The organism is Pedobacter sp. (assembly GCF_039594775.1).
Classification (GTDB): domain Bacteria; phylum Bacteroidota; class Bacteroidia; order Sphingobacteriales; family Sphingobacteriaceae; genus Pedobacter.
The window spans coordinates 238,039-261,469 of the sequence record NZ_JBCNMT010000001.1; the positions used below are offsets into that span (position 1 = coordinate 238,039).

A 23,431-nucleotide genomic window follows, 5' to 3' on the forward strand; every position below is an offset into this window, starting at 1 on the left:
GCTGTTTTTAAGCAATATTGAATTATAGAGAGATGAACGTAAAAAGAACCTTTGGCACTATCTTAACCATTCTCGGCATTGTAGGCCTAATTTATGCAGGCTGGGGTTTTCTAAAACATACTGCTGGAACAAGAGAACTTGTTGTAGTAGCGGTCATTGCCATTATCTTTTTCATGTCGGGCATTGGACTAATCAAGAATACAAAGGACGAAGCCTAATACGCATTATTTCTTACCTAAAGATTTCTTTTGTCGAATAATAAGAATTTGACCCAATGTAACTACCGCACAAGCAATAATAGTAAGGATTAAAAATCGAATTCGTTCTGGATCCTGATAAAGCAGAAACAAAGCATAAAGCACCACGGCCATGGCTGCAACTGCAATAATATAATGTATGATTAGTTTATTATTTTTCATTCAATGATATCCTATTGTTTTCGAACTTCAGTCCATGACCCTTAAAATCTATATTGGTAAGTGTCTTTATTTTTTGAAATGCGGCACCACTATCATCTGGGGTTAAACGATTAATCTTATCCTGTTTCACAGAAACCACATCAGCATATAAGAAATTGCCTTGGTTATTTATTTTCAGTTGTAGCAAAGGCGCTATTCCATTTGGACCTTTTAAACTAAACATGCCATAAGTACAGAAATTACCCAAACTATAAGCAATAAATTTGTTTTTATAAACTTCCACAGCCCGTGTCACATGCGGCCCGTGTCCTAACACTACATCAGCACCCGCATCAATTACACCGTGTGCGAAAGCATATACATTCCCTCTATTTTCGTTGTAAAAAATCTCGGTTTTTCGGGTAACATGTTCAAATCTGGCACCCTCACCACCACCATGAAAAGACACAATGACAATATCAGCCTGCTTTTTTAATTCGGCCACCAATAATTTAGCACTATCTATATTTTTAATGGAAACCGTATTCTCATTGGGAGCAAAGGCCACAAAGGCATACCTTACACTATCAATAGAAAACAAATCAAAAGGCTTATCCAACTGTCCCGCATAACGGATTTGCAAGGAGTCCAAAATCTTGGCGGTATTCTTACGTCCCTTGTTATTAAAATCACCCACATGGTTATTGGCCACACTAAGCACGTTAAACCCGGCTGTTTTAAAAATACCAGCATATCGATCGGGCATTCTAAAAGCATAGCAATTATTTGGATTGATACCCTTGCATTTGGAAGAATTTCCCGAGTTTAAGAAACAACCTTCCAAATTTCCGAATACGATATCCCCTTTTAGCAAAGTATCAACCTCTTTAAAACTGTTAATGGCATCATCAGGAGGCAAATTGAGTTTACTTGGAAAAGCCGAGCCCAGCATCATATCACCTACTGCTACAATATTAATCGTATCTTTTATTTTTCTCGCTTTCGGTAGCGTATCTGTCTCAACAACCTGTTTTACTTCTATAGACTTGCTTTGGCAACTGACCAACACATAAACGGTGGCGATGCAAATAAGTAACCCAAAAATTTTCTTCATCATATCTCAAAAAAAATCCCTCCCAAATTGGGAAGGATCATCTAATATCGTTTTAATTGACTATTCCTCTATAAACTCTTTGTCGCCTGGTTCAATAATTCTACCGCCCTTATAAAAATAGCGGCTATAATATGGCTCATTTAAATTGCTGATTACTACACCACGGGTACTTGAAGCATGGGCAAAACGATTATCGCCCAAATAAATACCTACGTGTGATATGCTACGGCTTTTTATTTTAAAGAAAACCAAATCTCCTTCTTTCAATTCATCCTTAGACAATGGGTTAACCATGCTAAAGATATCACGAGAGTTACGTAAAATGGTTGTATTAAAAACTTTGTCGTAAATAGCTTTGGTAAAAGCCGAACAGTCTATTCCTTTTTTAGTGTTACCACCAAAGCGATAGGGAGTTCCTATCCATTCGTAAATAAACTTATATAATTTTAGGTTTGACGTTGCGTTTACTGCAACTCCCATTACTTGCGAGAAATACTGCGAAGCTAAATTGTCTGGATCTTCTACCTTAGCAGCTTCTTTAGTTTTGCTTTGGGCAAATGTTGCCGAAAAAGCTGCGAGAACGATTAAAGTAGAAAACAAAAACTTTTTAATCATGTTATACTATTAAGTTTGGGTAAACAACACTTACACTTAACGCACACCAACGTGGGCTTATTGTTAGCCAACAAAATTATAATTAAAGGTTCTTTAATCCAAATATTAAAATGTTAAAAAGTAGAGTTATTAACATTTTATATCCTGAGGCCATCTACAGGCATATTATTAAGTACATTTTTTTTGGAAACTACTTCTTTTTGAGCACAAAAACAGAAATTAGGCCAAACCGCAACTATGCCAAATAAAATTTCTGTTTTTAAAGGCTTTGAGTTTTCCCAAATGCACCCAAAATGAATAGTGTAAAATTTACCATTTCTCAAAACGGTATAAAAAGCAGTACAACAAGGGGTTTAACCACTACCTCTTGATGTTTTTACATAAATGCGTATGAAAAAATACAAGAAAATAGATTAGATTTGCTCTCGTAAATAAAAAATTTATCATCAAAACATGAGTGCAGTAGAAATTAATAAAGATACCTATTTGAAGTGGTTTGAGTCGATGTTGCTGATGCGCAAGTTCGAAGAAAAAACTGGACAACTTTATGGTCAGCAAAAAATCAGAGGTTTTTGCCATTTATATATTGGACAAGAAGCCGTAGTTGCGGGAGCAATCTCTGCAATGCAAAAAGGCGATTCAATGGTTACTTCTTATAGAGATCACGCTCATGGCTTAGCGTTAGGAATGAGTGCTAATAGCATCATGGCCGAAATGTATGGTAAAGCTACCGGCTGCTCAAAAGGCAAAGGTGGTTCAATGCACATTTTCAGCAAAGAACACAACTTTTATGGTGGTCATGGTATCGTAGGCGGACAAATGCCTCTAGGTGCTGGTATCGCTTTTGCAGAAAAATATAAAGGCACCAACAATGTAAATATCTGTTACATGGGCGATGGCGCTGTACGTCAAGGAGCTTTAAACGAAGCCTTCAACATGGCCATGTTATGGAAACTTCCTGTAATTTTTGTTTGCGAAAACAATGGTTACGCCATGGGCACATCGGTAGAACGTACCACCAACATGATGGACATCTATAAAATTGGTTTAGGTTTTGATATGCCTTGCGCACCAGTTGACGGAATGGATCCGGTAGCGGTACACAACGCGATGGACGAAGCCATCCAACGCGCTCGTGCTGGTGAAGGGCCAACCTTCTTAGAAATGAGAACTTACCGTTATAGAGGACACTCTATGTCGGATCCTGCAAAATACCGTACCAAGGAAGAATTGGAAGAGTACAAAGCAAAAGACCCAATTGAACACATCAAAGACATCATCCTTAAAGAAAAATATGCTGATGAGGCTTGGGTTACCGAAATTGAAGAAAAAGTAAAAAGCATTGTAGACGAGTCTGTAAAATTTGCTGAAGAATCTCCATGGCCTCAGCCAGAAGAATTGTTCACTGATATTTATGTAGAACAAAACTACCCTTTTCAACAAATTTAATTTTTAGACAAGCATTCAAATAAAGATATATCGATGGCTGAAGTAATTAAGATGCCTAAAATGAGCGACACCATGACCGAAGGGGTTTTGGCTAAGTGGCACAAAAAAGTAGGCGATAAAATAAAAAGTGGTGATGTTTTAGCAGAAGTTGAAACAGACAAAGCAACCATGGACATGGAGTCTTATTGGGATGGCACACTGCTATATATTGGTGTAGAAGAAGGTCAAGCAGTGCCAATTGATGCCCTAATGGCCATTGTTGGTAAAGAAGGCGAAGACTATAAAGCACTTTTAGAAGCTGAAACTAACGGTTCCAAAACGGAAACAAAAGCTGAAGCTCCAAAAGAGGAAGCTAAAACTGAAGCAGCTCCTGCACAGAGCGCTGGATTAAGCGAAGCAGAGCTTTCGGCAAAAGGCATTACCGTAATCCGCATGCCTTTACTAAGCGATACCATGACCGAGGGCGTTATTGCCGAGTGGCATAAAAAAGTAGGTGATAAAGTAAAAGATGACGATGTACTTGCTGATGTAGAAACTGATAAGGCTACGATGGAAGTAATGGGTTATGCTACCGGTACTTTATTGCACATTGGCGTACAAAAAGGTGAAGCTGCAAAAGTAAACGGCATCATTGCTATTGTAGGCCCAGAAGGAACAGATGTTTCTGGCATTTTAGCTGCTGGCGATGCTCCTGCTAAAAAAGCAGATGCAAGTCCTGCTGCTGAAGCTCCAAAAGAGGAAGCAAAAGCCGAAGCTGCTCCTACAGCAGTATCAAATGCTAACGGCGGACGTATCATCGCATCGCCTTTGGCTAAGAAAATTGCCAAAGATAAAGGAATTGATCTGGCACAAGTTGCTGGTAGCGCAGAAGGTGGCCGTATCATTAAAAAAGACGTAGAAAACTTTACGCCTTCAACGGCACCTGCTAAAGCTGATGCACCTGCTGCTTCATCTGAAAAAGCTTCTGCAGCTCCAGTAATCCCAACTTATGTTGGCGAAGAAAAATATACAGAGAAACCAGTTTCGCAAATGCGTAAAGTAATTGCTAAACGCCTGGGAGAAAGCTTATTTACAGCACCACATTTTTACTTAACCATCAGTATTGATATGGACAACGCAATGGCAGCTCGTACCGCAATCAACACCGTTGCCCCTGTAAAGGTATCTTTCAACGATATCGTAATCAAAGCCGTTGCTGTAGCATTGAAAAAACACCCAGCTGTTAACTCTTCTTGGCAAGGCGATAAAATCCGTTTCAACGAGCATACCAACATTGGTGTAGCCATGGCTGTTGAAGATGGTTTATTGGTTCCTGTAGTACGTTTTGCTGATGGCAAATCATTATCTCACATCTCTGCGGAGGTTAAAGAATATGGAGCTAAGGCAAAAGCTAAGAAATTACAACCTGCTGATTGGGAAGGCTCAACTTTCACCGTGTCTAACTTAGGTATGTTCGGTATCGATGAATTTACTTCAATCATCAACTCTCCTGACGGAGCTATTTTATCTGTAGGCGCTATTCAAGCAGTTCCTGTAGTTAAAAATGGTGCAGTTGTTCCAGGTAACGTGATGAAGTTAACCTTAGGTTGCGACCACCGCGTAGTTGATGGTGCAACTGGCGCAGCTTTCTTACAAACGTTAAAGCAATTGTTAGAAGCTCCTGTTACGTTACTAGCATAGTACTACTTCATACTGTCATTCCGAGGGAAGCGTAGCGACTAGGAATCTACTAACAGATTCTTCACTTCGTTCAGAATGACACATTATATCAAAAGCCCCGAAATTTCGGGGCTTTTTTCTTTTAAGCCAAAATCAATAACTTTAGCTATGGCTTACAGCATCGAACTAGCAGACAGAATAAGGGAGCGTTTAGCGGCAATTCCAAATCTCAAAATAGAAGAGAAACGGATGTTTAGCGGTTTGGCTTTCATGGTTAATGATAAAATGTGCATTAACGTTAGTGGCGAAAACCTGATGTGTCGTTTTAACCCAAATTTACTTGAAGAAGTAGCCGAAAAAACAGGTTTCTTACCAATGATCATGAAAGGGAAACAAATGGCTGGTTATTGCTATGTAGAACCCATTGGGTTTAACCGAAAAGAAGATTTCGAGTTTTGGCTCAATTTGTGCCTCGATTTCAACGACCAAGCAAAGTCATCGAAATAGTTTTTGAAAAGCAGGGCCACTGCTAGTTATTTGCCTCAGCCCGTTCAATAACGCGTCGTTTCGACTGAAGCGTAGCGAACAGAGAAATCTTCGAGCGATATCATCATATATTCTAATAGCCTAAGGCCCCAAAACACATCTTTAAGGATTTCTCGACTGCGCTCGAAATGGACGGTAATTGCAAAACCACATTCCTTTTACCTTTCGCCTTAATTAACTACTTTTGCGACTATGTCAGTAACCAAGCCAAGCTTACCCAAAGGAACCAGAGATTTTTCGCCACAGGAAATGGTGAAACGTAACTATATTTTCGACACCATTAAAACCGTTTTCAGGAAATATGGCTACGCTGAGATACAAACGCCTAGCATGGAAAATCTGCAAACCCTAACCGGTAAATATGGTGACGAGGGCGACAAATTGATTTTCAAAATTCTTGAATCTGGAGAATATACTTCTGATATAAATAAAAACTTACTCCCTAAAATAGACAGTTTGATAGTAAAAGAAAAAACTATGGATGACTTCAGGGAAATAGCTAAAGACTTTTCTAGATTTATTGCTTCTACTATTCAGAAAATAAAAAATGAAAACCCATTATATCAAAAGGATTTTTTACTGATAAATCTTAATTCAAATACATTCCTGGAGGACATAAAAAGAATAGACTGCTTTTTTGAAATCAAATACATATTCGTAAAATATTTATTTTCAAAAAAAACTGTAAATCCAAAGTTTATTCATTTTAATAATAGATTTGATTATTATGGCAGTATCTTAAATGAAGATTTTTGCTTTGATGAGATATATAAAGGTTTTTTATATGTAATAAACCAAAGCAAAAGCCTTAGAAGGATAATTAATTTAGAGATATCTGCTAGAAAACTCTTAAATGTTAACGAATTAACTCCGATAATTTCAAAAAAAGCCCTTCGCTACGACCTAACCGTACCTTTCGCTCGTTACGTAGTGATGCACCAAAATGATATCGCTTTTCCTTTCAAGCGTTTCCAAGTGCAACCGGTTTGGCGTGCAGATAGACCACAAAAAGGTCGCTATCGTGAGTTTTATCAATGTGATGCCGATGTAGTGGGTTCTCCATCTCTATTGAACGAGGCTGAATTTGTCTTGATTTATCACGAAGCCTTAAGCAAGCTGGGCCTGAAAGATTTTACCATCAAAATCAATAACCGTAAAATATTAAGCGGCATTGCCGAAATTATTGGCAAACCAGAATTGATTGTTGACATGACGGTAGCCATTGACAAATTGGATAAAATTGGTTTGGATGGTGTTGCCAAAGAACTCATTGAAAGGGGATTTACCGAAGCCGATATTGAAAAATTAAAGCCCGTGATTCTATTACAAGGCTCTAATATAGAAAAGCTCGTGAGCTTAAAATCTGTTCTTTCAGCTTCTGAAACTGGCTTAAAAGGAATCGGGGAAATTGAAACAGTTTTCAACTATGTGGCCAAGCTTGTAACCGACAATCCAAAGCTCACCACCCAAATAGAATTAGATATCACCCTAGCTCGTGGTCTAAACTATTATACAGGTTGTATTTTCGAGGTAAAAACCAACGAAGTAGCCATGGGCAGTATTGGCGGCGGTGGTCGTTATGATGACCTAACAGGGATGTTTGGTCTTAAAGACCTTACAGGCGTAGGCATTTCTTTCGGTGCCGATCGTATTTATGATGTGCTGGAAGAACTAAACCTATTCCCAACTTCGGCACAGCAGGGCACTAAAGTTTTAATTAGCAATTTTGATGAGGCCGCAGAATTATATGCCTTACCACTTCTGCAGCAACTGAGAGAAGCGAGCATTGCTAGTGAGCTTTACCCAAGTTCAGCCAAGCTTAAAAAACAAATGAGCTATGCCGATGCCAAAAACATTCCTTATGTGATTTTAATTGGCGAGGAAGAGATTCAAAGCAACCTACTTACCTTAAAAGATATGGCTAGCGGAGAACAACAGAAATTGATCGCTGCAGAAATTATCGAGCGATTAAAGTAAGCAAAAACCCGTCATTTCGACTGAAGCGTAGCGAAATGGAGAAATCTTTGAACTTTATATGCAATAGCAAATCCAAAGATTTCTCCTCATACTTCGTCGAAATGACGGAGTATTAACGTCATTGGCAAATGACGAACATATCTAAAGCTGCTATTAAAGCAACTGCTTCAACAATTCATTAAGTTCCTGCTGTGTAGTAGCAGTTTTATCTTTTGCGTACCAACCATGAAGCTTTTCGGCTAATTCAGGCATTTCAACTCCTTCTGTTTTCCACTCGGCCAACAAGTTTTGTAAAACGGCAGGGCGAGGTCCCCATTTGGGCAACAGTAAGTTTCCAGCCTCATCCAATATTAACAAAACTGGAATCGAACGACCTCCATTAGTCAAATGCGCATCAATCAACGGAAGGTTTTTATCACGCAGGGTCAATTTCAACTTGAATTTCTCGGGAGCTTCTGAAACAATTTTATTGATGACAGGCACAATTTGCGCTGCATCACCACACCAACCTTCAGTAATTACCAAAAAGTGGTATTTCCCTTTAATTCCTTTTAAGGTTTCTAAAATCTCTTCGCCCAATACAGTAGTTTTATCAACTCTGTTCATGCGTTGCACATTCATTTTAGTGTAATGCAACATCGCTTCCGAATTGTCAGGTCCTGTAGTTTGTCCTTGAGCCAATAGCTCATCTACCAAATTTCTATAGCTAGGATAGTCTAGCGCTTCTTTATCAAAAATATTACTGTAATCAAGCATAAAAACGCTGTAATAAAATGGTTACGCCCCTTTTTTTAAATCTTTTATTAACGAGATTTGTGCCCTTATTTAACACACAAACCTCAACTGAATTTAAATGGATAGGATTAAGCGCAAAGTTCTTTTATTAGCTGCTGTTATTTGTATTGCAACTGTAAAAATTTACGCACAATCGGGTAATACCGGAAAAATAAGTGGCAAAATTGTAGACGCACAAACCAACGAAACAATTCCCTATGCTTCGGCAATATTATTAGACAGAAAAACAAAAGCAACCGTTAGAATTGTTCAATCTGACTTGGATGGAAATTTTGCCATTCCAAATTTAGCAGATGGAACTTACTCTTTTAAGGCTAGCTACGTAGGTTACCAAACCATGGTTAGAGATTCCATCTCTATCACTGGTGCACTCAGAAGCATTAATTTGGGCACCATCAAAATGAAAACGGGCAAAGGAAACATTCTTAACGAAGTAACGGTAACCGCACAAAAACCAACCATGCAGCTGGGCATCGACAAAAAAGTTTTCTCGGTAGACCAAAGTGTAGTAAGCGAAGGCGGTTCTGCTACTGATGTATTGCAAAATGTACCTTCTGTGCAAACCGATATGGATGGCGGCGTTTCTTTAAGAGGCTCTGCAGCTAGGGTATTAATTGATGGCAAACAATCATTAATAGGCGGTGGCGATGTGGCGCAAATTTTAGCCTCAATCCCTGCCAGTTCTATCGAAACCATTGAGGTAATTACCAATCCCTCTTCCAAATATGATGCAGAAGGTCAAACAGGTATCATCAACATTGTTTTAAAGAAAAACAAGAAATTAGGTTTTAATGGTAACGTGGCCGTAACTGCTGGAAACAGGGACAACTACAATGGTTCCACCAACCTGTCGTTTCAAAATAAAAACGTTAACCTTTACGCCAATTACAGTTACCGCTATGGCAACAGGCCAGGCAATGGTTATAACAATACGTTTTATCAAAGCGGCGTAAGAGGCGGAGGTCATATCAACCAAAGCAATAACTCTAATGAATTGGAAAAGGGGCACAATGTTAAATTGGGCGTGGATTATAACTTAACGGAAAAAAGTACTGTAAGTTTATCTGGAGGTTTCAACATTAGAAACAGCGATGAAATAGAGAATATTAGCTTCAGCGATTATAATGCGGCTAACTCTCCTCTAAATTTATCTAACCGGGTTAATAACAGAGAACGTAAAGGAAACAATTATGATTTAAGCTTAGATTTCATACAAAAATTCAAGAAAAAAGGATCTGAGCTTACTTTTAACGCTAGTTATGCAACTGGCGATAATGATACCTATCAATTTTTTGACACCTACAAGTTTTTTGAAAACGGTTCGTCGATTCCTACATCGTTTCTGCAACAACGTACTGTTAGACCAAGTGATAACAAAAACTACAACGTACAGTTAGATTATACCTTGCCGCTAACTGAAACTTCTCGTATCGAAGCTGGTTATAGAAGCCAGTTCCGAGTTTCAAATAGCAGAACCATTGCAGATTCACTGATCAATGGAGCCTACGAATTTAGCCGTACACTAAGTAATGATTTTAATAGTGACGATTATGTACATGCTGTTTATGTAAACTACCAGAACCAAATTAAAAACTTCGGTTACCAACTTGGTTTAAGGGGAGAAGATGCTGCGTTAGAAACAGAAATGGGCACCTATGATGCAAGCAGAAACATTAGCTATACGCCAGGAAGAGTTGCCTATACTCGTTTATATCCAAGTGTTTTCTTGACACAGAAACTTAAAAATGAACAACAACTACAGTTAAGCTATAGCCGTCGTGTGAACCGCCCCCGCGGGTGGGACACCAATCCGTTCTTAGATGTTTCAGACCCTATTAACCACCGCATGGGTAATGTGAATTTAATGCCCGAAGATGTACATGCCTTTGAATTTAGCTACAGCAGGTTCTTTAAGAAATTTTCATTGGTATCTACAGCCTATTTCCGTCAAACCAATGATGTAATCCAACGTATCAGGATTGATGATTATAACGGGCAACAAGGCATTAGCTTAACCATCCCCCAAAACCTTACCAGCGCAAAAAATAGCGGTATGGAATTGATTGGAAAATTTGATGTTTCTAAAAAATGGAACTTCACTACCAACTTTAATTTATACTACAGAAAAATTGAGGGCGTAGCCGCATTTGGAACAAAAGATGTTGATGGAATGACCTATAATGCCAACATCACCAACAACATTACCTTACCATACAACATTACCTTGCAATTAAGAGCAGATTATCGATCTAGCGAAATAACCGCACAAGGTACCTTTAAGGCCATGTATGGGTTTGATGCTGGAGCAAAAATGGATTTGATGAACAAAAGAGCAAGCTTAAGCTTTAACATCAGAAACTTGTTCAACACCCGTAAGTTCCAAATGGAGTTTGACAACACCAACCCAGCTAACACAGGATCCACCATTAACTTTAGCAGAGCAAGAGCTGGCAACATGGGATCATTAACTTTCTCTTATCGTTTTGGAAAAACAGATTTCAGCCAAAAGAAAAAGAAAACCCAAGAAGCTCCACGATCAGACGAGGAAACATTTTAAAACCTTCTGATATCAATATTTAAAAAACAGAAAAAGTCCTTAAGAAAATTAAACCTTAAGGACTTTTTTTTATCCAAACAGGTTAACAAACTATCTTTTTGAAACAATCAGCCCTATCAAATTGAAATTTAGAGAGTTTCTTAATATATTAGTATTGATTTAGACCTAAACCAACGTTGAAGAATTTACTTGCCCTAACTTTTTTTATTTTATTTACCACTCCCCTTCTAACCAGCGCACAAACATCCGAAAAAGGCATTATTAGAGGTAAAGTTATCGAGGAAGTTGGTGCATTACCTATCCCTTTTGCAGTAGTTTCCATTTTTGAAAGCGGTGTAGAACAACCGATGATTACGTTTCAGACTGACGAAAATGGTTTCTTCAAGTTCAACAATATCAAATTTGGCACCTATAAAGTTAAAGTAAGCTATGTAGGCTTTGGGCCGCTGTTTGTTAACGAAGTGATTGTTAGCCCAAAAGAATCTGACAAAAACCTAGGCACCTTAAAATTAGCCGCTGAACAAAATAACTTGAATGAGGTGGTGATCACTGCCGAAAAACCCGTTATTGAAGTAGGTGCCGATGTAATTACCTACAATGTAGGTTCGAGCATTTTGGCCGAAGGCAGCACGGCTACCGACCTTCTTAAAAATGTACCGATGGTTGAGGTTGATATTGATGGCAACACCACCATTTCTGGCAAAAGAAGCACAAGGGTATTTATAGACGGTAAGCCTTCTGACTATATGACCTCAAACATCGCCGATCTATTAAACGTGCTTCCATCTGATGCCATCGAAAAAATTGAGGTCATGACCAATCCGCCTGCCAAATATTCAGCGGATGGAGAAGGCATCATTAATATTGTGATGAAAAAAGGCTTTAAAGTAGGTTTTAATGGCAACGTTGGTCTTTCAGCAGGTACACAGGGGAACAACAATGCCAACGCGAATGCTTCTTATAAAGGCGAAAAATATAGCATAACAGGCGGCGGAGCTTATAGGATGGGTATTGGAAAAAGTAGCAGTGAGAGCTATAGAACTAACTTTTTTAAAGACCGTGATCCTGATATTTATAAAAATCCAGACACAACTTTTTATTATAACCAATTCACCAACTCCCGCAGCGAAAACAACGGGGGAAACTTCAGAGTTGCCTTAGATTGGGACATTAACAAAAAGCAGAATCTACGGGTAAATACCAGTTATAATGTAAACAATAGCAATAGCTCATCGGGCAATGACTTTTATTATATCGACCAGCATGAAATTACTAAACGCCTACGAAATCAAATTAATTTAGGCGATGCGAACAGTAATAACTTCGTGTTTAACACGGACTATAGCTTAGCTACCGATACCTCTGGCGGCAAGCTAACAGCTGGCTTTACGTTAAATGCCAATAGCAGTAACTCGACCAGAAGCTTTGAGCGGAGCTATGCTTTTCCAGCCAATTTAAATCCTAGCTTACAACAAAACGACAACGAAATCGGCAATCGCGGAATCAATTTCAACTTAGATTACGATAAACCTGTTTTTAACAAAAGAGATCGACTGGAGTTTGGGGTTGCTTATAACTATCGTAAAAACCAAAATGATTTAATAGTAGATAATTTTAACTACAAAACACAACAGTTTGTGGCCAATGACAAACTGAGCAACGAATTTTTTTACAACGAGAATATTTTAGCGGGATATCTTTCTTATAATTATCGAAACAAAGGCTGGTCGGCAAAGGCGGCACTAAGAAGCGAATATACCAACGTTAATTTCGACCTTTCTACAGGAGAAGTGTATAATGTGAATCCTTACTTTAGCTTTTTCCCTTCTTTATCATTAAATAGATTTTTCAGAAAGAGATATAACATTGGCGCTACTTACAGCGTAAGGATCAACCGCCCGAGAGAAAATACCTTAAACCCCCAGGTAAACAATGCCGACACGTTGAATATCTCCTATGGAAATCCAGACCTCTCTCCATCTTACACTCATCAATTCGATATCAGTTTTGGCGCTTTTGGCAAACAATGGTCTTTTACACCCCGCATTTCTTACTCAAGAGCTAGTGGAGTAATTGAACGCTATCGCTTTGTGAACGACAATGGTATTTCGGAGAGCACGTTCGACAATGTGGGCACCAACTACTCATTGGCCTTTATGCTTATTGGGAACTATAGACCAACCAAGAAAATTTCAGCGAACGGGAACTTTAGTATTATTCAGAGTAACTATACTTCCAGCTTAAATAGTGCATTAAATAGAGGGGGAATAAGTATTAGATCAAGAGCTGGCATTTCAATGCAATTACCTTACAAAACTGCTTTTGAAGCTAACCTGAATTACAATAACAATGTAAGTGCCATTGGACGAAATAGCGCTTCCATTAACACCAGTTTTGGGGCACGCAAAACTTTTTTAAAAAATACCCTTACCGCTCGTATTAGTGCCAATGACCCTTTCCGAGCAAGAAGAAATTCAACTTTTAACGAAGGACTAAACTTCTTCTCCAACACTTATGGCGTGAGCAATACCAACAATTTTGTATTCAATATCAATTATCGTTTTACGAAAGTGAAAACCAATAAGGTCACTGTACCTCCGCCTCCAACCACATCGCAGAACTAGAATTAAGATAAAGACTTAGCGACAAATGCATTATTTGTTAGTTTTGCCTTTATTTACTGGCATATATAACCATAAACTAACCTCTGATGACCGACAACCCCTGGAAAACACTGAGCAGCGAAGAGAAATATAACAACAACTGGATTACCGTTACCGAACATCAAGTAATTAACCCCTCGGGAGGGGAAGGGATTTATGGAGAAGTACATTTTAAAAACCTTGCTATAGGAGTGCTGCCGTTGGATGAGAATTATAATACCTGGCTGGTTGGACAATATCGTTACCCGCTAAAAGCCTATAGCTGGGAAATCCCCGAAGGTGGTGGCCCGTTGGGCACCGACCCTGAACGGAACGCTAAAAGGGAACTGGTAGAGGAAACGGGTCTAATTGCTTCAAAACTTACAGAGATACAACGCATGCACCTTTCCAATTCGGTAAGCGATGAGCTGGCGATTATCTATTTGGCCCAAGATTTAGAGCTGGGAGAAGCAGCACCCGAAGAGACAGAAGACCTTCAGTTGGTTAAAGTGCCTTTCACAAAAGCTGTCGAAATGGTAATGAATGGAGAAATTACCGATAGCATGAGTGTAGCCGCAATCCTTAAAGTACACCTAATGATACAGAAAGGAGTGATCTAAACATGCGTTTTAGCTATTTCCTCCTACTTATCCTTTTCTTCCTAAGTTGCTCTACTTCACAAAAATTGCAGCAAAAAACGGAGCTTACAACAAGCTTCAACAATCGTTACGATGTGGATTGGTATGCCGAGAGCCATACATTCGAAAATAATCTTGCCCATTTTTCAGACAATAATGCCCGCATTGAAAATGGGAACCTTGTATTAGAACTTAACCAGAATAAACATCAAGGCAAGTACTACACCGGAGCCGAACTACGAAGCAAAAAGATGTTTTTGTATGGCCGTTTTGAAGCCCGATTAAAAGCTTCGGATGCGCTGGGCTGTATTACAGCCTTCTTTCTGTACCGCCCCAATGCTGCCCAAAACACGGAAATTGATTTTGAAATCAGTGGCAAATACCCCAAGATAATTACCTTAAACCACTGGGTAGATAAGCGCTCGCATGACAAAGATATTCCGTTAAGTTTTGATAGCTCGCAAGATTTTCATACCTACGTGATCCACTGGAAACCAAATTTAATTGAATGGGAAATTGACGGACAAGTCATCCATCGTGCCACTACAGCAGTACCCAATAAGGCCATGCAAGTGATTTTTAATTTATGGGCTACTAAATCTATCAAATGGGCAGGTAGTATAAAAGACGCAAAACTTCCTACCTTTGCAAAAATTGATTCGTTTAAGTACACACCTTATAAAAAATAATTAATGAAGAAGCTTTTGGGCTACCTCTTAACGCCAATATTCTATCTTGTGTTTGGCCTTTTTCTGGGCATTTTTCATCCCATACAATGGGTTTGCTATAAAGTATTTGGCTATTCGGCACATAAATGGTCGGTAGATGTGCTTAACTTTTTCCTGACCTATTCACAATTAACGCTGCTTAATGGTGTGAGTTTCAGGAATGATTTTAAATTGCCGAAAGACCGATCAATTATTTTTGTGGCCAACCACCAAAGCATGTACGACATTCCCAGCCTAATTTGGTTCTTACGCAAACACCACCCAAAATTCATCTCAAAAATTGAATTGACCAAAGGCATTCCTTCTATTTCCTTTAACTTGAAATATGGCGGTGGGGCCAACATCAACAGAAAAGATAGCAAGCAGTCCATTGGTGAAATTATAAAGTTGGGAAGGCGCATGAACGAAAACAATTGGAGCACCGTAATTTTTGCCGAAGGCACGCGGGCCAAAGACGGTCAGTTGAAACCTTTTCAAGTAGGCGGTATTGCTACCTTACTTAAAATAGTTCCTAATGCGCTTATTGTTCCTGTGGCTATAGAAAACTCCTGGAAAATTGTGAGATATGGTTCTTATCCATTAGGCACCTTACTTCCATTAAAATGGACGGTGTTAAACCCGATTGAAAGGGAAGACAAAGCTCCTGAAGATTTAGTACTACAGGCAGAAAATGCTATAAGGAAGCATATTGGACAGCTATAGCTCCTCCTCAATCAAAACTTATGAGAGTACTAAGCTATATTATTTTAACTTCCTTAATCATTGGATGTAAGCCAAAATCTAACATCACTACACTTAATCTTTCTAATCAGAATTTGCGAATAATTCCCGATAGTGTATTCTCTTTAACCCAATTACGGTCTCTCCATCTTGGAAATGAATTTACGCTATACCCACCTCTTTCAAGAACACCAGAACATTACTCAGACAAGAAGTTAAACAAGATTAAAAGCATACCAAAAGAGATAGCGAATTTAGGTGCTTTAAGGCTCTTAAATCTTTGTTATAATGATCTGAAAACTCTTCCCTTTGAGTTAACTACATTGAAAAAATTAGACACGCTAGATATTTCCTTCAACTTCGATTTAAAAATCGAATCGGAACTAAAAATACTAAAGCAAATGAAATGGTTGAATTACCTTAACATCATTGCTACGGATTTTAATGAGAACGCCGTGAAAAAACTTCGTGCAGCACTTCCAAATACCAAAATAGATATGAAGTTAGAAACACCAAAACTCAATTTGGCTCACTAAACGTTTTTGGTATCTATCAGTTTAAAGAACGCATCTCTGTAGGTATCTCCAACGGGAATTGTCTTTCCGGCGATAGCGATACGACTACGTTCGATACTTTCAATTTTATCTACTGCAATAATGTAAGATTTGTGTACCCTAATGAAATCCTTTTTGGGCAAAGTCTCTTCCATTTTTTTCATGTTTTGCAACGTAATTACACGCTCGTTTTTGGTGAAAATGGAGATATAATCTTTCAGTCCTTCAATGTAAAGGATGTCGTCAAGCTCAATTTTTTGGATTTTATGCTCCGTTTTAACAAAAATAAAATCTTGTATGGATGGTGTTGCGGCTGGGGCAGTCACAGGTTCAGGAACCACAGGTGTTGGAGCATCTTGTTTCTGACGTTGGTTACGCACCTTTTCAACGGCCTTATAAAACCTATCAAAGGCAATTGGCTTCAATAAATAATCAGAAACATTCAAATCATAACTCTCCAATGCGTATTGCGAATAGGCAGTAGTAAGAATATAGCTAGCTTTATTTCCGGCTATTTTAAGAAACTGTATCCCCGTAAGCTCAGGCATTTGGATATCCAAAAAAACCAGATCAATATTACCTTCCTGCACAATTTGCATTGCTTCAATAGCACTTTCTGTTCGCTTTACTAGTTCTAGAAAAGGTACTTTGGCCACATAATCAGCAATAATATCCAGCGCTAGTGGCTCATCGTCAACGGCAATACATTTTAAAATCATAAATCAAGCATTAGTTCTGTTGTGTAATGTGTAGACGAATTTACAATATTTAGCTTATACCTATCGGGATATAACAATTGTAATCTGCGCTCTACGTTGTTTAGGCCAACACCTCCTATGGCGTCTTTGTTGGTTGCATTCTTTTTATTGGTTACGCTAAAATGCAATATCTTTTGGTTGGCAATAATATTGATTTTAATAGGATCGGTATTATCATTGGCTACACCATGTTTAAATGCATTTTCCACGAAGGATATTAAAATCAACGGCACTATTTTCTGCCCATCTATTACACCGTTGATACTGATTTCAACCGCAGCACCATCTTTGAACCGTAATTTTTGCAATTCCACATAGCTTTCTACATACTGCACCTCTTTGTCCAAGCTCACCCAACTATCGTTACTTTCGTATATCATATAACGCATAATTTCCGACAGCTTTAAAATGGCATCGGCAGTTTTATCAGATTTTTGGTAAGCTAGCGAATAGATATTGTTTAAAGAGTTGAATAGAAAATGTGGATTAAGCTGTGATTTTAAGAACTGCAACTCCATATCCTTCTTCTCACTTTCCAAATTACGTTGAATTCGTTCATTAGAAAACCAGTCGACCACAAACTTGATGATACTACTAGAAACCAAGAAAAAGCCAGCAATGAATATAACGGTAATCACGTAATTGCTCATAGAGATTTGGTTACGTGTACCGTTGTCGGACTCATAATAAAATACATGCTCAGGATTAAGCAAGCCAATAAGCAGCTTTACGCCTACACTGGCCACGATAAGCAAAACAAAGCAGATGATATACCACCAATATTGCTTTCTTTTCTTTAATAGCTCTGGAATGAGCACAATATAGTTGATATAAAAGACCGCTACGTTAATGGCTCCAAAAACCACATAATCAATGACCAGCTCTTTTAAAGGGTGCGGTTTATTGGAAAAGAACAAAGCAACTGCAATGATCGAGATAATGATACCCCAAAACACACAATTCAGTATTAACGATGCTTTACTGCTATTCTTCATTATTAAATTTTGCCTACAATAAATTTATCTAAACTAGCCATAAGCCATTATTTCAACCTAATGGTTTCGACCAACTGGCATTTTTTTTCTACGAATAGGCAATTTAGCCCATTTATTCGACAAACAGACATTTTTACCGTTTATCTAGGATATTTTACACTTGGTCTAAAACATTTTCATAGGTTTTCAGGAATTATTCTATTTGTTCAACGAAAACGCAAAGAATATTAAACTTTAAACCTTAGAACCATGAAAAAGTTGACCAACGTATCGCCATTTCTACTTTTATTATTTCCCGTATTTGTGGTAATGTTATTGGCATTTGTGTCAAACAATAGCGAGGTAAACAACAATGAAGAGGGTATGGTAAAAACCACCACTACCGAAAATACTACCATTGTTAAAGCTGCTAGCGCAATCTTAAGATAACATGAGCAGATTTGCCATTGAAACCGTAGGGTTGAATCACCGTTTTGGATCACAAAGTGTAGTTAAGGATTTATCGCTACAGGTACCCAAAGGAAGTATCTATGGCTTTTTAGGTCCAAATGGTGCTGGAAAAACCACTACCATTAAAATACTACTTAACCTGTTGCAATCACCTTCCGACACGGTTTTCATTTTTGGCAAAGAGCTAAATAGCAATCGTACTGCCTGCTTAAGGCAAATGGGGTCTTTGGTTGAACAGCCAGCTATTTACGCACACCTTACAGGTAAAGAAAATCTTCTTAATCGTTGTATCCTTTTAGGAATAAATAAACATAGGGCTTCGGAAATGTTGGCCTTGGTTGGCCTAACAGAAGCTGCGAATAAAAAAGCGGGCAAATATTCTTTGGGCATGAAACAGCGCTTAGGGATAGCCTTGGCCTTAATAGCCGATCCAGAGCTATTGTTATTGGACGAGCCTACCAATGGCCTTGATCCCAACGGGATTATTGAAATCAGGAACTTGATAATCGAGTTGGTGAGCAAGCATGGAAAAACAATTCTAGTATCTAGCCATTTACTTGCGGAAATTGAAAGAACAGCGACCCATGTAGGCATCATCAATAAAGGAGCTTTACTTTTTCAAGGCAATATCAACGAGCTGCATGACCTCAGCAAACCAATTATCAAAATTGAAGTAGATGATAGTGCCTCCGCTGTTAATATTTTAAGCAGTGCAGGAGCCGAAATCATTAGCAATGACGAAGGCTTGGTAAAAATAGCCTATACCGGCAAAGCCGAAATGGGTAAATACAATAGTCTTTTAGTGAACAATGGTCTTACGGTATATGCCATTCATACCGAGAAAAAAGATTTGGAACATTTATTCCTAGACATCACCTCTAAAAACTAATATCATGCGTTCTTTCTACATATCTTTTATTTCCGAGTTTTACAAATCACGCAAAACCCTAGCCTTTTGGGCAGCAATTATTTTGCCTCTAATCATTTGTGGGCTAATTGCTTTCGGATATTACCACGACTCAGAAAAAGTATTAAAGTATAATTATCCAGGCATGATGCTCTGGTTTAAATACAGCAGTGCTGCGCTTGGCGTAATGGGCATGCTTATTTTACCATTCTATGTCATGTTTATGGCCTTTTCCGTAAACAATATCGAGCACAAAAACGACACTTGGAAAACCCTGTTTTCACAACCCTTAAATAAATTTTCTATTTATGCGGCCAAGTATCTTTATGCGGTTGCCTTATTATTTATCTGTTTATTTCTTTTTGCCTTATTAACGTATTCTACAGGGTATTTACTTCAAGCTTTGGTCCCTAAATATACTTTTAGCGACTATAGTCCCGCTGTTATTTTAAGCAAACTTTACGGCAAGCTTTTCTTGGCTTCATTGGGCATACTTTCTCTACAATTTATATTGAGCTTGGCATGGTCTGATTTTTTAAAGCCAATGGGCATTGGCTTTGTAGGAACCATTATGGGAATTATTACTGCCAATGTAGGCTGGAAACATGCTTACCTTATTCCGTATAGTGATCCTGCTTTAGCGTTGCGCTTAACAAAAGCTAGTAAAAATGCCAACCCTGAGGAAATTCCCATATTTACCCAAGAAGTTTGGGTAAGTATCGCATACGGTATTATTTTATTTATTGCAGGTTATTTTATTCTCGCAAAGCGAAATATTAAATAAAGATTTTAGTTTAGTTTTAGTTAATATAAGAAGGCGGCTGGTTACCGCCTTTTTTTATCTGCCTGGCTTAGGAATAACCATCAAGCTTTCGTGGCCATTTTCATCAACGGATTGTACCGCAAAAAAGTAATTATCCTTTGAGTACGCTAAAGTAGCTGTAGGTTCTTTTACGAAAAATTTTCGTTCCCAAAATGGGCTAGTGGTTTCCCTCATGAGCACATAGTAGCCATGTGGAGCCTGCCCTTTTGGCGCATTCCATTTTAGTTGGGTTTTGTTGGTTAGGCCAGAAGTTATTACGATTACATTTTGCGGCTCTTGTGTAGATTGACCCAGATTCGCCATTACCGACATATTCATACGTGTGACTTTTTGGAGGTAATTATAATCGACATATTCAGGTAAATCGCCATATTTAAATCCATTTTCGGTTCTTACATCTTGGTGTTGCCTGTTAAAATCTTCGTTCATCTCGGTAACCCTAACCGCTGTAAATCCCTGTTGTGAGAATGGCGTATGATCGCCGCCTCTTAAATATCTATCCCTTCTGTAAACGAGTTTTACTTCCAGTTGATCTACATAACGCTCAGCAATTTCTTTGATGTATCTAGCAGCTTGTCTAGCATTGCCATCATTCTCTGTTCCTGCCGATTGACGAGCAGCAGCTTGTTCCTTGGTCTCGCTAGCTGAAACACCCTCACTAAACACCCTTACACTTTTATTATCCTTGAGGTCCGTCTCCATTCCATATGAATTTCCCACAATATCGTTATTCATCAATAGGTGAACATCCCAACCTTCGCTTTTTGCTCGCTTTGCTAAATTAGCGGCTCCATATAAACCTTGCTCCTCTCCAACAAAAGCCACAAAGACCAAAGTAGTTTTAAACTGATATTTGCTCATCACACGGCACATCTCCATCACTGCAGCTACCCCAGAAGCATCATCATTAGCCCCAGGAGCAAAATCCTTAATGTTCATTACATCCGTAACTCTCGAGTCGTAATGTCCAGAAACCATGAGCATTCTTTTATCATTTGGATCAGTGCCGGGCAAAACAGCCATCACATTTTTCAAGATTACAGGTTCTTTAATTCTTCGTCCATCAGCAGGCTGCAAAAACGTATCATAAGAAACTTGTAGTTTTCCCCCACTCTCGGTAGCATACCTTTCAAATTCACTCTTGATCCAGCTTCTGGCAGCACCTATCCCCTTGGTTTTACTTAAGGTGTCGCTCAAAGTATGACGGGTATGAAAAGAGACCATCTTTTTAATCAAAGCCTCTAGATTAGTTGCCGAAACCTCATTTAACATATTGGTTATTTGAGGGTCTCTAATTTCTGTTTTTTGTGCAAAAACAAAAGAGTTAGCCGAAAAGCTAATGCAAATTAGCAAAGCCAGACCAAGATTTTTCATATTTATTTAGGTTGTAAAATTCTGAATAGAAAGTTACAACTATTTGACATTACCTGTAAATTCACACCATATTGTTACTTAACCTAAATAGATAATTTATGATAAAAAGATTTACCATTGGCGCATTAGCCATTGCCTTTTCTTTCAGCGCTTTTGCACAGGAACCCGTTAATAACGAGGCTATACAAAAAATCAGAAAGGAAGGATTAGAAAATTCGAAAGTAATGGACATTGCTTTCCAAATTACCGACGTGATTGGTCCTCGTTTGGCCAATTCTCCAGGTATTAAAAGAGGAAGAGACTGGGCCGTGAAATATTTCAATGAGCTTGGACTTAAAAATGCCAAACAAGAAAGTTGGGGTGATTTTGGAAAAGGCTGGTCGGTAGAAAAATATTATGCTGCGACTACAGCCCCTTTTTACAGACCAATTATTGGTTATCCTAAAGCTTGGACACCAGGCACCAACGGACCAATTAAATCAGACGTTGTTTTAATTAAAGCAGATACGGTTACTGACCTTGAAAAATACAAAGGTAAACTAACTGGCAAAATTGTAGTGATTGAATCGGTAATGGTACAGCCACTTAAAAACTCATATACACCAGATGTGACTCGCTACACTGATGAAAAACTTGCCGAAATGGCTGCCGCAGAACCTGCAGCACCAAGACAAGGACGTCCTGCGGGCAACAACAACCAAATGGCCATGATGATGCGCATGCGCCAAAACAGAGCCGCCATTAATGAATTATTATTGCAAGAGAAAGTAGGTTTGATTTTAACCTATGCTCGTGGAAACTACGGCACTTTCTTTACCAGCAACGGCGCTTCTTATGCCGTAGATGCCAAGCCGGTTGCTCCTGAACTAGAAGTTTCTGCCGAAGATTTCTTACATATTTTACGCTTGTTGCGTGCTGGCCAAAAGGTAGAAGTAGAGGCTGAAGTGAAGACGACTTTCTATCCACAAGATGTAAAAGGTTACAACGTAATTGCTGAAATTCCAGGTACCGATAAAAAATTAAAAGATGAGATTGTAATGCTAGGTGGTCACTTTGACTCTTGGCACTCAGGAACCGGTGCAACCGATAATGCTGCTGGTTCTATCGTGATGATTGAAGTGATGAGAATTTTAAAAGCCATTGACTTTAAACCAAAAAGAACCATTAGAATTGCCCTTTGGGATGCCGAAGAGCAAGGCTTACATGGATCAAGAGGTTATGTAAAACAACATTTTGCTGACCCAACCAAAATGGAGCTATTACCTGAGCACGGCAAGTTAAGTGCCTACTATAACCTAGACAATGGTACCGGAGCAGTACGTGGTATTTACTTACAAGGCAATGCGGGTGCTAAAGATATTTTCCAAGCTTGGTTAAATCCATTTGCTGATTTAGGCGCAAAAACCGTAACCATTAGCAACACTGGCGGTACAGACCACCAAGCTTATGATGCAGTGGGACTACCTGGCTTCCAGTTCATTCAAGACCCAATGGACTACAACACTCGTACCCACCATACCAACCAAGATACTTATGACAGATTGGTAGAGGATGATTTGAAAAAATCGGCAACCATTATTGCTTCTTTTGTTTATCATACTTCAGAACGTGCGGAGAAGATTCCACGTAAAGAATTACCAAAACCAGTTGCACCAAGAAACTAAGTAACTAAAAAATATATCAACCACATAGAAACATAGTATCGAAATAAGAAAACTATGTTTCTATGTGG

22 protein-coding genes are annotated in these 23,431 nt (G+C 38.6%); 15 read left to right on the forward strand and 7 right to left on the reverse strand.

The window, feature by feature from the left end; genetic code table 11:
- Positions 1-32 precede the first annotated feature (32 nt).
- Positions 33-218, forward strand: a complete 186-nt coding sequence (locus tag ABDV71_RS00995) for a hypothetical protein (RefSeq protein WP_343530532.1) — start codon at positions 33-35, stop codon at positions 216-218.
- Between the two features lie 6 nt (positions 219-224).
- Here the strand turns inward: ABDV71_RS00995 and ABDV71_RS01000 are convergent, their stop codons facing one another.
- The 3 genes from ABDV71_RS01000 to ABDV71_RS01010 are packed head-to-tail and all read right to left on the reverse strand — an operon-like array spanning position 225 to position 2,127.
- A complete protein-coding gene (locus ABDV71_RS01000; RefSeq protein WP_343530533.1) occupies positions 225-419 on the reverse strand; it encodes a hypothetical protein in 195 nt (64 codons plus the stop codon).
- Positions 409-1,515 carry a CapA family protein gene (locus ABDV71_RS01005; protein ID WP_343530534.1) on the reverse strand — a complete coding sequence of 369 codons (1,107 nt, stop codon included), beginning with the start codon at positions 1,513-1,515 and terminating at the stop codon, positions 409-411. Before ABDV71_RS01005 ends, ABDV71_RS01000 begins: the two co-directional genes overlap by 11 nt.
- Positions 1,516-1,572: 57 nt before the next feature.
- Positions 1,573-2,127, reverse strand: a complete 555-nt coding sequence (locus tag ABDV71_RS01010) for a C40 family peptidase (protein WP_113647306.1) — start codon at positions 2,125-2,127, stop codon at positions 1,573-1,575.
- Between the two features lie 453 nt (positions 2,128-2,580).
- Between ABDV71_RS01010 and pdhA the strand changes: the two genes are divergently transcribed.
- From pdhA to hisS, 4 genes are all read left to right on the forward strand, one after another.
- Entirely contained in the window at positions 2,581-3,576 is a 996-nt protein-coding gene (gene pdhA / locus ABDV71_RS01015; RefSeq protein WP_343530536.1) for a pyruvate dehydrogenase (acetyl-transferring) E1 component subunit alpha, read from the forward strand.
- Positions 3,577-3,609: 33 nt separating this feature from the next.
- Complete coding sequence (locus ABDV71_RS01020) at positions 3,610-5,256, forward strand: 2-oxo acid dehydrogenase subunit E2 (RefSeq protein WP_343530537.1); 1,647 nt, start codon at positions 3,610-3,612, stop codon at positions 5,254-5,256.
- Between the two features lie 147 nt (positions 5,257-5,403).
- Positions 5,404-5,742 carry a TfoX/Sxy family protein gene (locus ABDV71_RS01025; protein ID WP_343530539.1) on the forward strand — a complete coding sequence of 113 codons (339 nt, stop codon included), beginning with the start codon at positions 5,404-5,406 and terminating at the stop codon, positions 5,740-5,742.
- A gap of 231 nt (positions 5,743-5,973) precedes the next feature.
- Positions 5,974-7,758, forward strand: coding sequence for a histidine--tRNA ligase (hisS, locus tag ABDV71_RS01030; RefSeq protein ID WP_343530541.1), 1,785 nt, complete (start codon positions 5,974-5,976; stop codon positions 7,756-7,758).
- Positions 7,759-7,911: 153 nt separating this feature from the next.
- Here hisS and ABDV71_RS01035 read toward each other — a convergent pair whose 3' ends face one another.
- Entirely contained in the window at positions 7,912-8,514 is a 603-nt protein-coding gene (locus ABDV71_RS01035; protein ID WP_343530543.1) for a thioredoxin family protein, read from the reverse strand.
- A gap of 97 nt (positions 8,515-8,611) precedes the next feature.
- Here ABDV71_RS01035 and ABDV71_RS01040 point away from each other — a divergent pair, with 97 nt between their 5' ends.
- From ABDV71_RS01040 to ABDV71_RS01065, 6 genes are all read left to right on the forward strand, one after another.
- On the forward strand, positions 8,612-11,110 hold the full coding sequence (locus ABDV71_RS01040) for a TonB-dependent receptor (RefSeq protein WP_343530545.1): 2,499 nt from the start codon (positions 8,612-8,614) through the stop codon (positions 11,108-11,110).
- A 176-nt stretch (positions 11,111-11,286) separates the two neighbouring features.
- Positions 11,287-13,734: an outer membrane beta-barrel family protein gene (locus ABDV71_RS01045; protein ID WP_343530547.1), complete on the forward strand. Its 2,448-nt coding sequence runs from the start codon at positions 11,287-11,289 to the stop codon at positions 13,732-13,734.
- Between the two features lie 86 nt (positions 13,735-13,820).
- Positions 13,821-14,372 (forward strand): NUDIX hydrolase, encoded by a 552-nt coding sequence (locus ABDV71_RS01050; RefSeq protein ID WP_343530548.1) that lies wholly within the window; start codon positions 13,821-13,823, stop codon positions 14,370-14,372.
- Positions 14,373-14,374: 2 nt separating this feature from the next.
- Positions 14,375-15,079, forward strand: coding sequence for a glycoside hydrolase family 16 protein (locus ABDV71_RS01055; protein WP_343530549.1), 705 nt, complete (start codon positions 14,375-14,377; stop codon positions 15,077-15,079).
- 3 nt (positions 15,080-15,082) lie between these two features.
- Positions 15,083-15,820, forward strand: a complete 738-nt coding sequence (locus ABDV71_RS01060) for a lysophospholipid acyltransferase family protein (RefSeq protein ID WP_343530551.1) — start codon at positions 15,083-15,085, stop codon at positions 15,818-15,820.
- Between the two features lie 20 nt (positions 15,821-15,840).
- Positions 15,841-16,374, forward strand: coding sequence for a hypothetical protein (locus tag ABDV71_RS01065; RefSeq protein WP_343530553.1), 534 nt, complete (start codon positions 15,841-15,843; stop codon positions 16,372-16,374).
- Here the strand turns inward: ABDV71_RS01065 and ABDV71_RS01070 are convergent.
- Positions 16,371-17,111, reverse strand: a complete 741-nt coding sequence (locus tag ABDV71_RS01070) for a LytTR family DNA-binding domain-containing protein (RefSeq protein ID WP_343530555.1) — start codon at positions 17,109-17,111, stop codon at positions 16,371-16,373. The two genes, ABDV71_RS01065 and ABDV71_RS01070, sit on opposite strands and share 4 nt — an antisense overlap.
- Positions 17,108-18,145, reverse strand: coding sequence for a sensor histidine kinase (locus ABDV71_RS01075; protein WP_343530557.1), 1,038 nt, complete (start codon positions 18,143-18,145; stop codon positions 17,108-17,110). Before ABDV71_RS01075 ends, ABDV71_RS01070 begins: the two co-directional genes overlap by 4 nt.
- A 249-nt stretch (positions 18,146-18,394) precedes the next feature.
- Between ABDV71_RS01075 and ABDV71_RS01080 the strand changes: the two genes are divergently transcribed.
- From ABDV71_RS01080 to ABDV71_RS01090, 3 genes are read left to right on the forward strand one after another with little or no spacing between them, the layout of a single operon-like run.
- On the forward strand, positions 18,395-18,574 hold the full coding sequence (locus tag ABDV71_RS01080; protein WP_343530559.1) for a hypothetical protein: 180 nt from the start codon (positions 18,395-18,397) through the stop codon (positions 18,572-18,574).
- Between the two features lies 1 nt (position 18,575).
- Positions 18,576-19,484, forward strand: coding sequence for an ATP-binding cassette domain-containing protein (locus tag ABDV71_RS01085; protein ID WP_343530561.1), 909 nt, complete (start codon positions 18,576-18,578; stop codon positions 19,482-19,484).
- Positions 19,485-19,488: 4 nt separating this feature from the next.
- Positions 19,489-20,286: an ABC transporter permease gene (locus tag ABDV71_RS01090; protein ID WP_343530563.1), complete on the forward strand. Its 798-nt coding sequence runs from the start codon at positions 19,489-19,491 to the stop codon at positions 20,284-20,286.
- Between the two features lie 54 nt (positions 20,287-20,340).
- On the opposite strand, the gene ABDV71_RS01095 is transcribed toward ABDV71_RS01090, so the two are convergent.
- Positions 20,341-21,699, reverse strand: coding sequence for a M20/M25/M40 family metallo-hydrolase (locus ABDV71_RS01095; RefSeq protein ID WP_343530565.1), 1,359 nt, complete (start codon positions 21,697-21,699; stop codon positions 20,341-20,343).
- Between the two features lie 98 nt (positions 21,700-21,797).
- Between ABDV71_RS01095 and ABDV71_RS01100 the strand changes: the two genes are divergently transcribed.
- Entirely contained in the window at positions 21,798-23,363 is a 1,566-nt protein-coding gene (locus ABDV71_RS01100; protein ID WP_343530567.1) for a M20/M25/M40 family metallo-hydrolase, read from the forward strand.
- Positions 23,364-23,431: the final 68 nt, after the last annotated feature.

Bases quoted from the DNA above. Each gene is read 5' to 3' on its own strand.
- ABDV71_RS01035 (WP_343530543.1), bottom strand. From the start codon at position 8,514: ATGCTTGATTACAGTAATATTTTTGATAAAGAAGCGCTAGACTATCCT.
- ABDV71_RS01010 (WP_113647306.1), bottom strand. From the start codon at position 2,127: ATGATTAAAAAGTTTTTGTTTTCTACTTTAATCGTTCTCGCAGCTTTT.
- ABDV71_RS01090 (WP_343530563.1), top strand. From the start codon at position 19,489: ATGCGTTCTTTCTACATATCTTTTATTTCCGAGTTTTACAAATCACGC.
- ABDV71_RS01095 (WP_343530565.1), bottom strand. From the start codon at position 21,699: ATGAAAAATCTTGGTCTGGCTTTGCTAATTTGCATTAGCTTTTCGGCT.
- ABDV71_RS01040 (WP_343530545.1), top strand. From the start codon at position 8,612: ATGGATAGGATTAAGCGCAAAGTTCTTTTATTAGCTGCTGTTATTTGT.
- ABDV71_RS01060 (WP_343530551.1), top strand. From the start codon at position 15,083: ATGAAGAAGCTTTTGGGCTACCTCTTAACGCCAATATTCTATCTTGTG.
- ABDV71_RS01100 (WP_343530567.1), top strand. From the start codon at position 21,798: ATGATAAAAAGATTTACCATTGGCGCATTAGCCATTGCCTTTTCTTTC.
- ABDV71_RS01025 (WP_343530539.1), top strand. From the start codon at position 5,404: ATGGCTTACAGCATCGAACTAGCAGACAGAATAAGGGAGCGTTTAGCG.
- hisS (WP_343530541.1), top strand. From the start codon at position 5,974: ATGTCAGTAACCAAGCCAAGCTTACCCAAAGGAACCAGAGATTTTTCG.
- ABDV71_RS01080 (WP_343530559.1), top strand. From the start codon at position 18,395: ATGAAAAAGTTGACCAACGTATCGCCATTTCTACTTTTATTATTTCCC.
- ABDV71_RS00995 (WP_343530532.1), top strand. From the start codon at position 33: ATGAACGTAAAAAGAACCTTTGGCACTATCTTAACCATTCTCGGCATT.
- ABDV71_RS01075 (WP_343530557.1), bottom strand. From the start codon at position 18,145: ATGAAGAATAGCAGTAAAGCATCGTTAATACTGAATTGTGTGTTTTGG.
- ABDV71_RS01065 (WP_343530553.1), top strand. From the start codon at position 15,841: ATGAGAGTACTAAGCTATATTATTTTAACTTCCTTAATCATTGGATGT.
- ABDV71_RS01085 (WP_343530561.1), top strand. From the start codon at position 18,576: ATGAGCAGATTTGCCATTGAAACCGTAGGGTTGAATCACCGTTTTGGA.
- ABDV71_RS01005 (WP_343530534.1), bottom strand. From the start codon at position 1,515: ATGATGAAGAAAATTTTTGGGTTACTTATTTGCATCGCCACCGTTTAT.
- ABDV71_RS01070 (WP_343530555.1), bottom strand. From the start codon at position 17,111: ATGATTTTAAAATGTATTGCCGTTGACGATGAGCCACTAGCGCTGGAT.
- ABDV71_RS01000 (WP_343530533.1), bottom strand. From the start codon at position 419: ATGAAAAATAATAAACTAATCATACATTATATTATTGCAGTTGCAGCC.
- ABDV71_RS01020 (WP_343530537.1), top strand. From the start codon at position 3,610: ATGGCTGAAGTAATTAAGATGCCTAAAATGAGCGACACCATGACCGAA.
- ABDV71_RS01050 (WP_343530548.1), top strand. From the start codon at position 13,821: ATGACCGACAACCCCTGGAAAACACTGAGCAGCGAAGAGAAATATAAC.
- pdhA (WP_343530536.1), top strand. From the start codon at position 2,581: ATGAGTGCAGTAGAAATTAATAAAGATACCTATTTGAAGTGGTTTGAG.
- ABDV71_RS01055 (WP_343530549.1), top strand. From the start codon at position 14,375: ATGCGTTTTAGCTATTTCCTCCTACTTATCCTTTTCTTCCTAAGTTGC.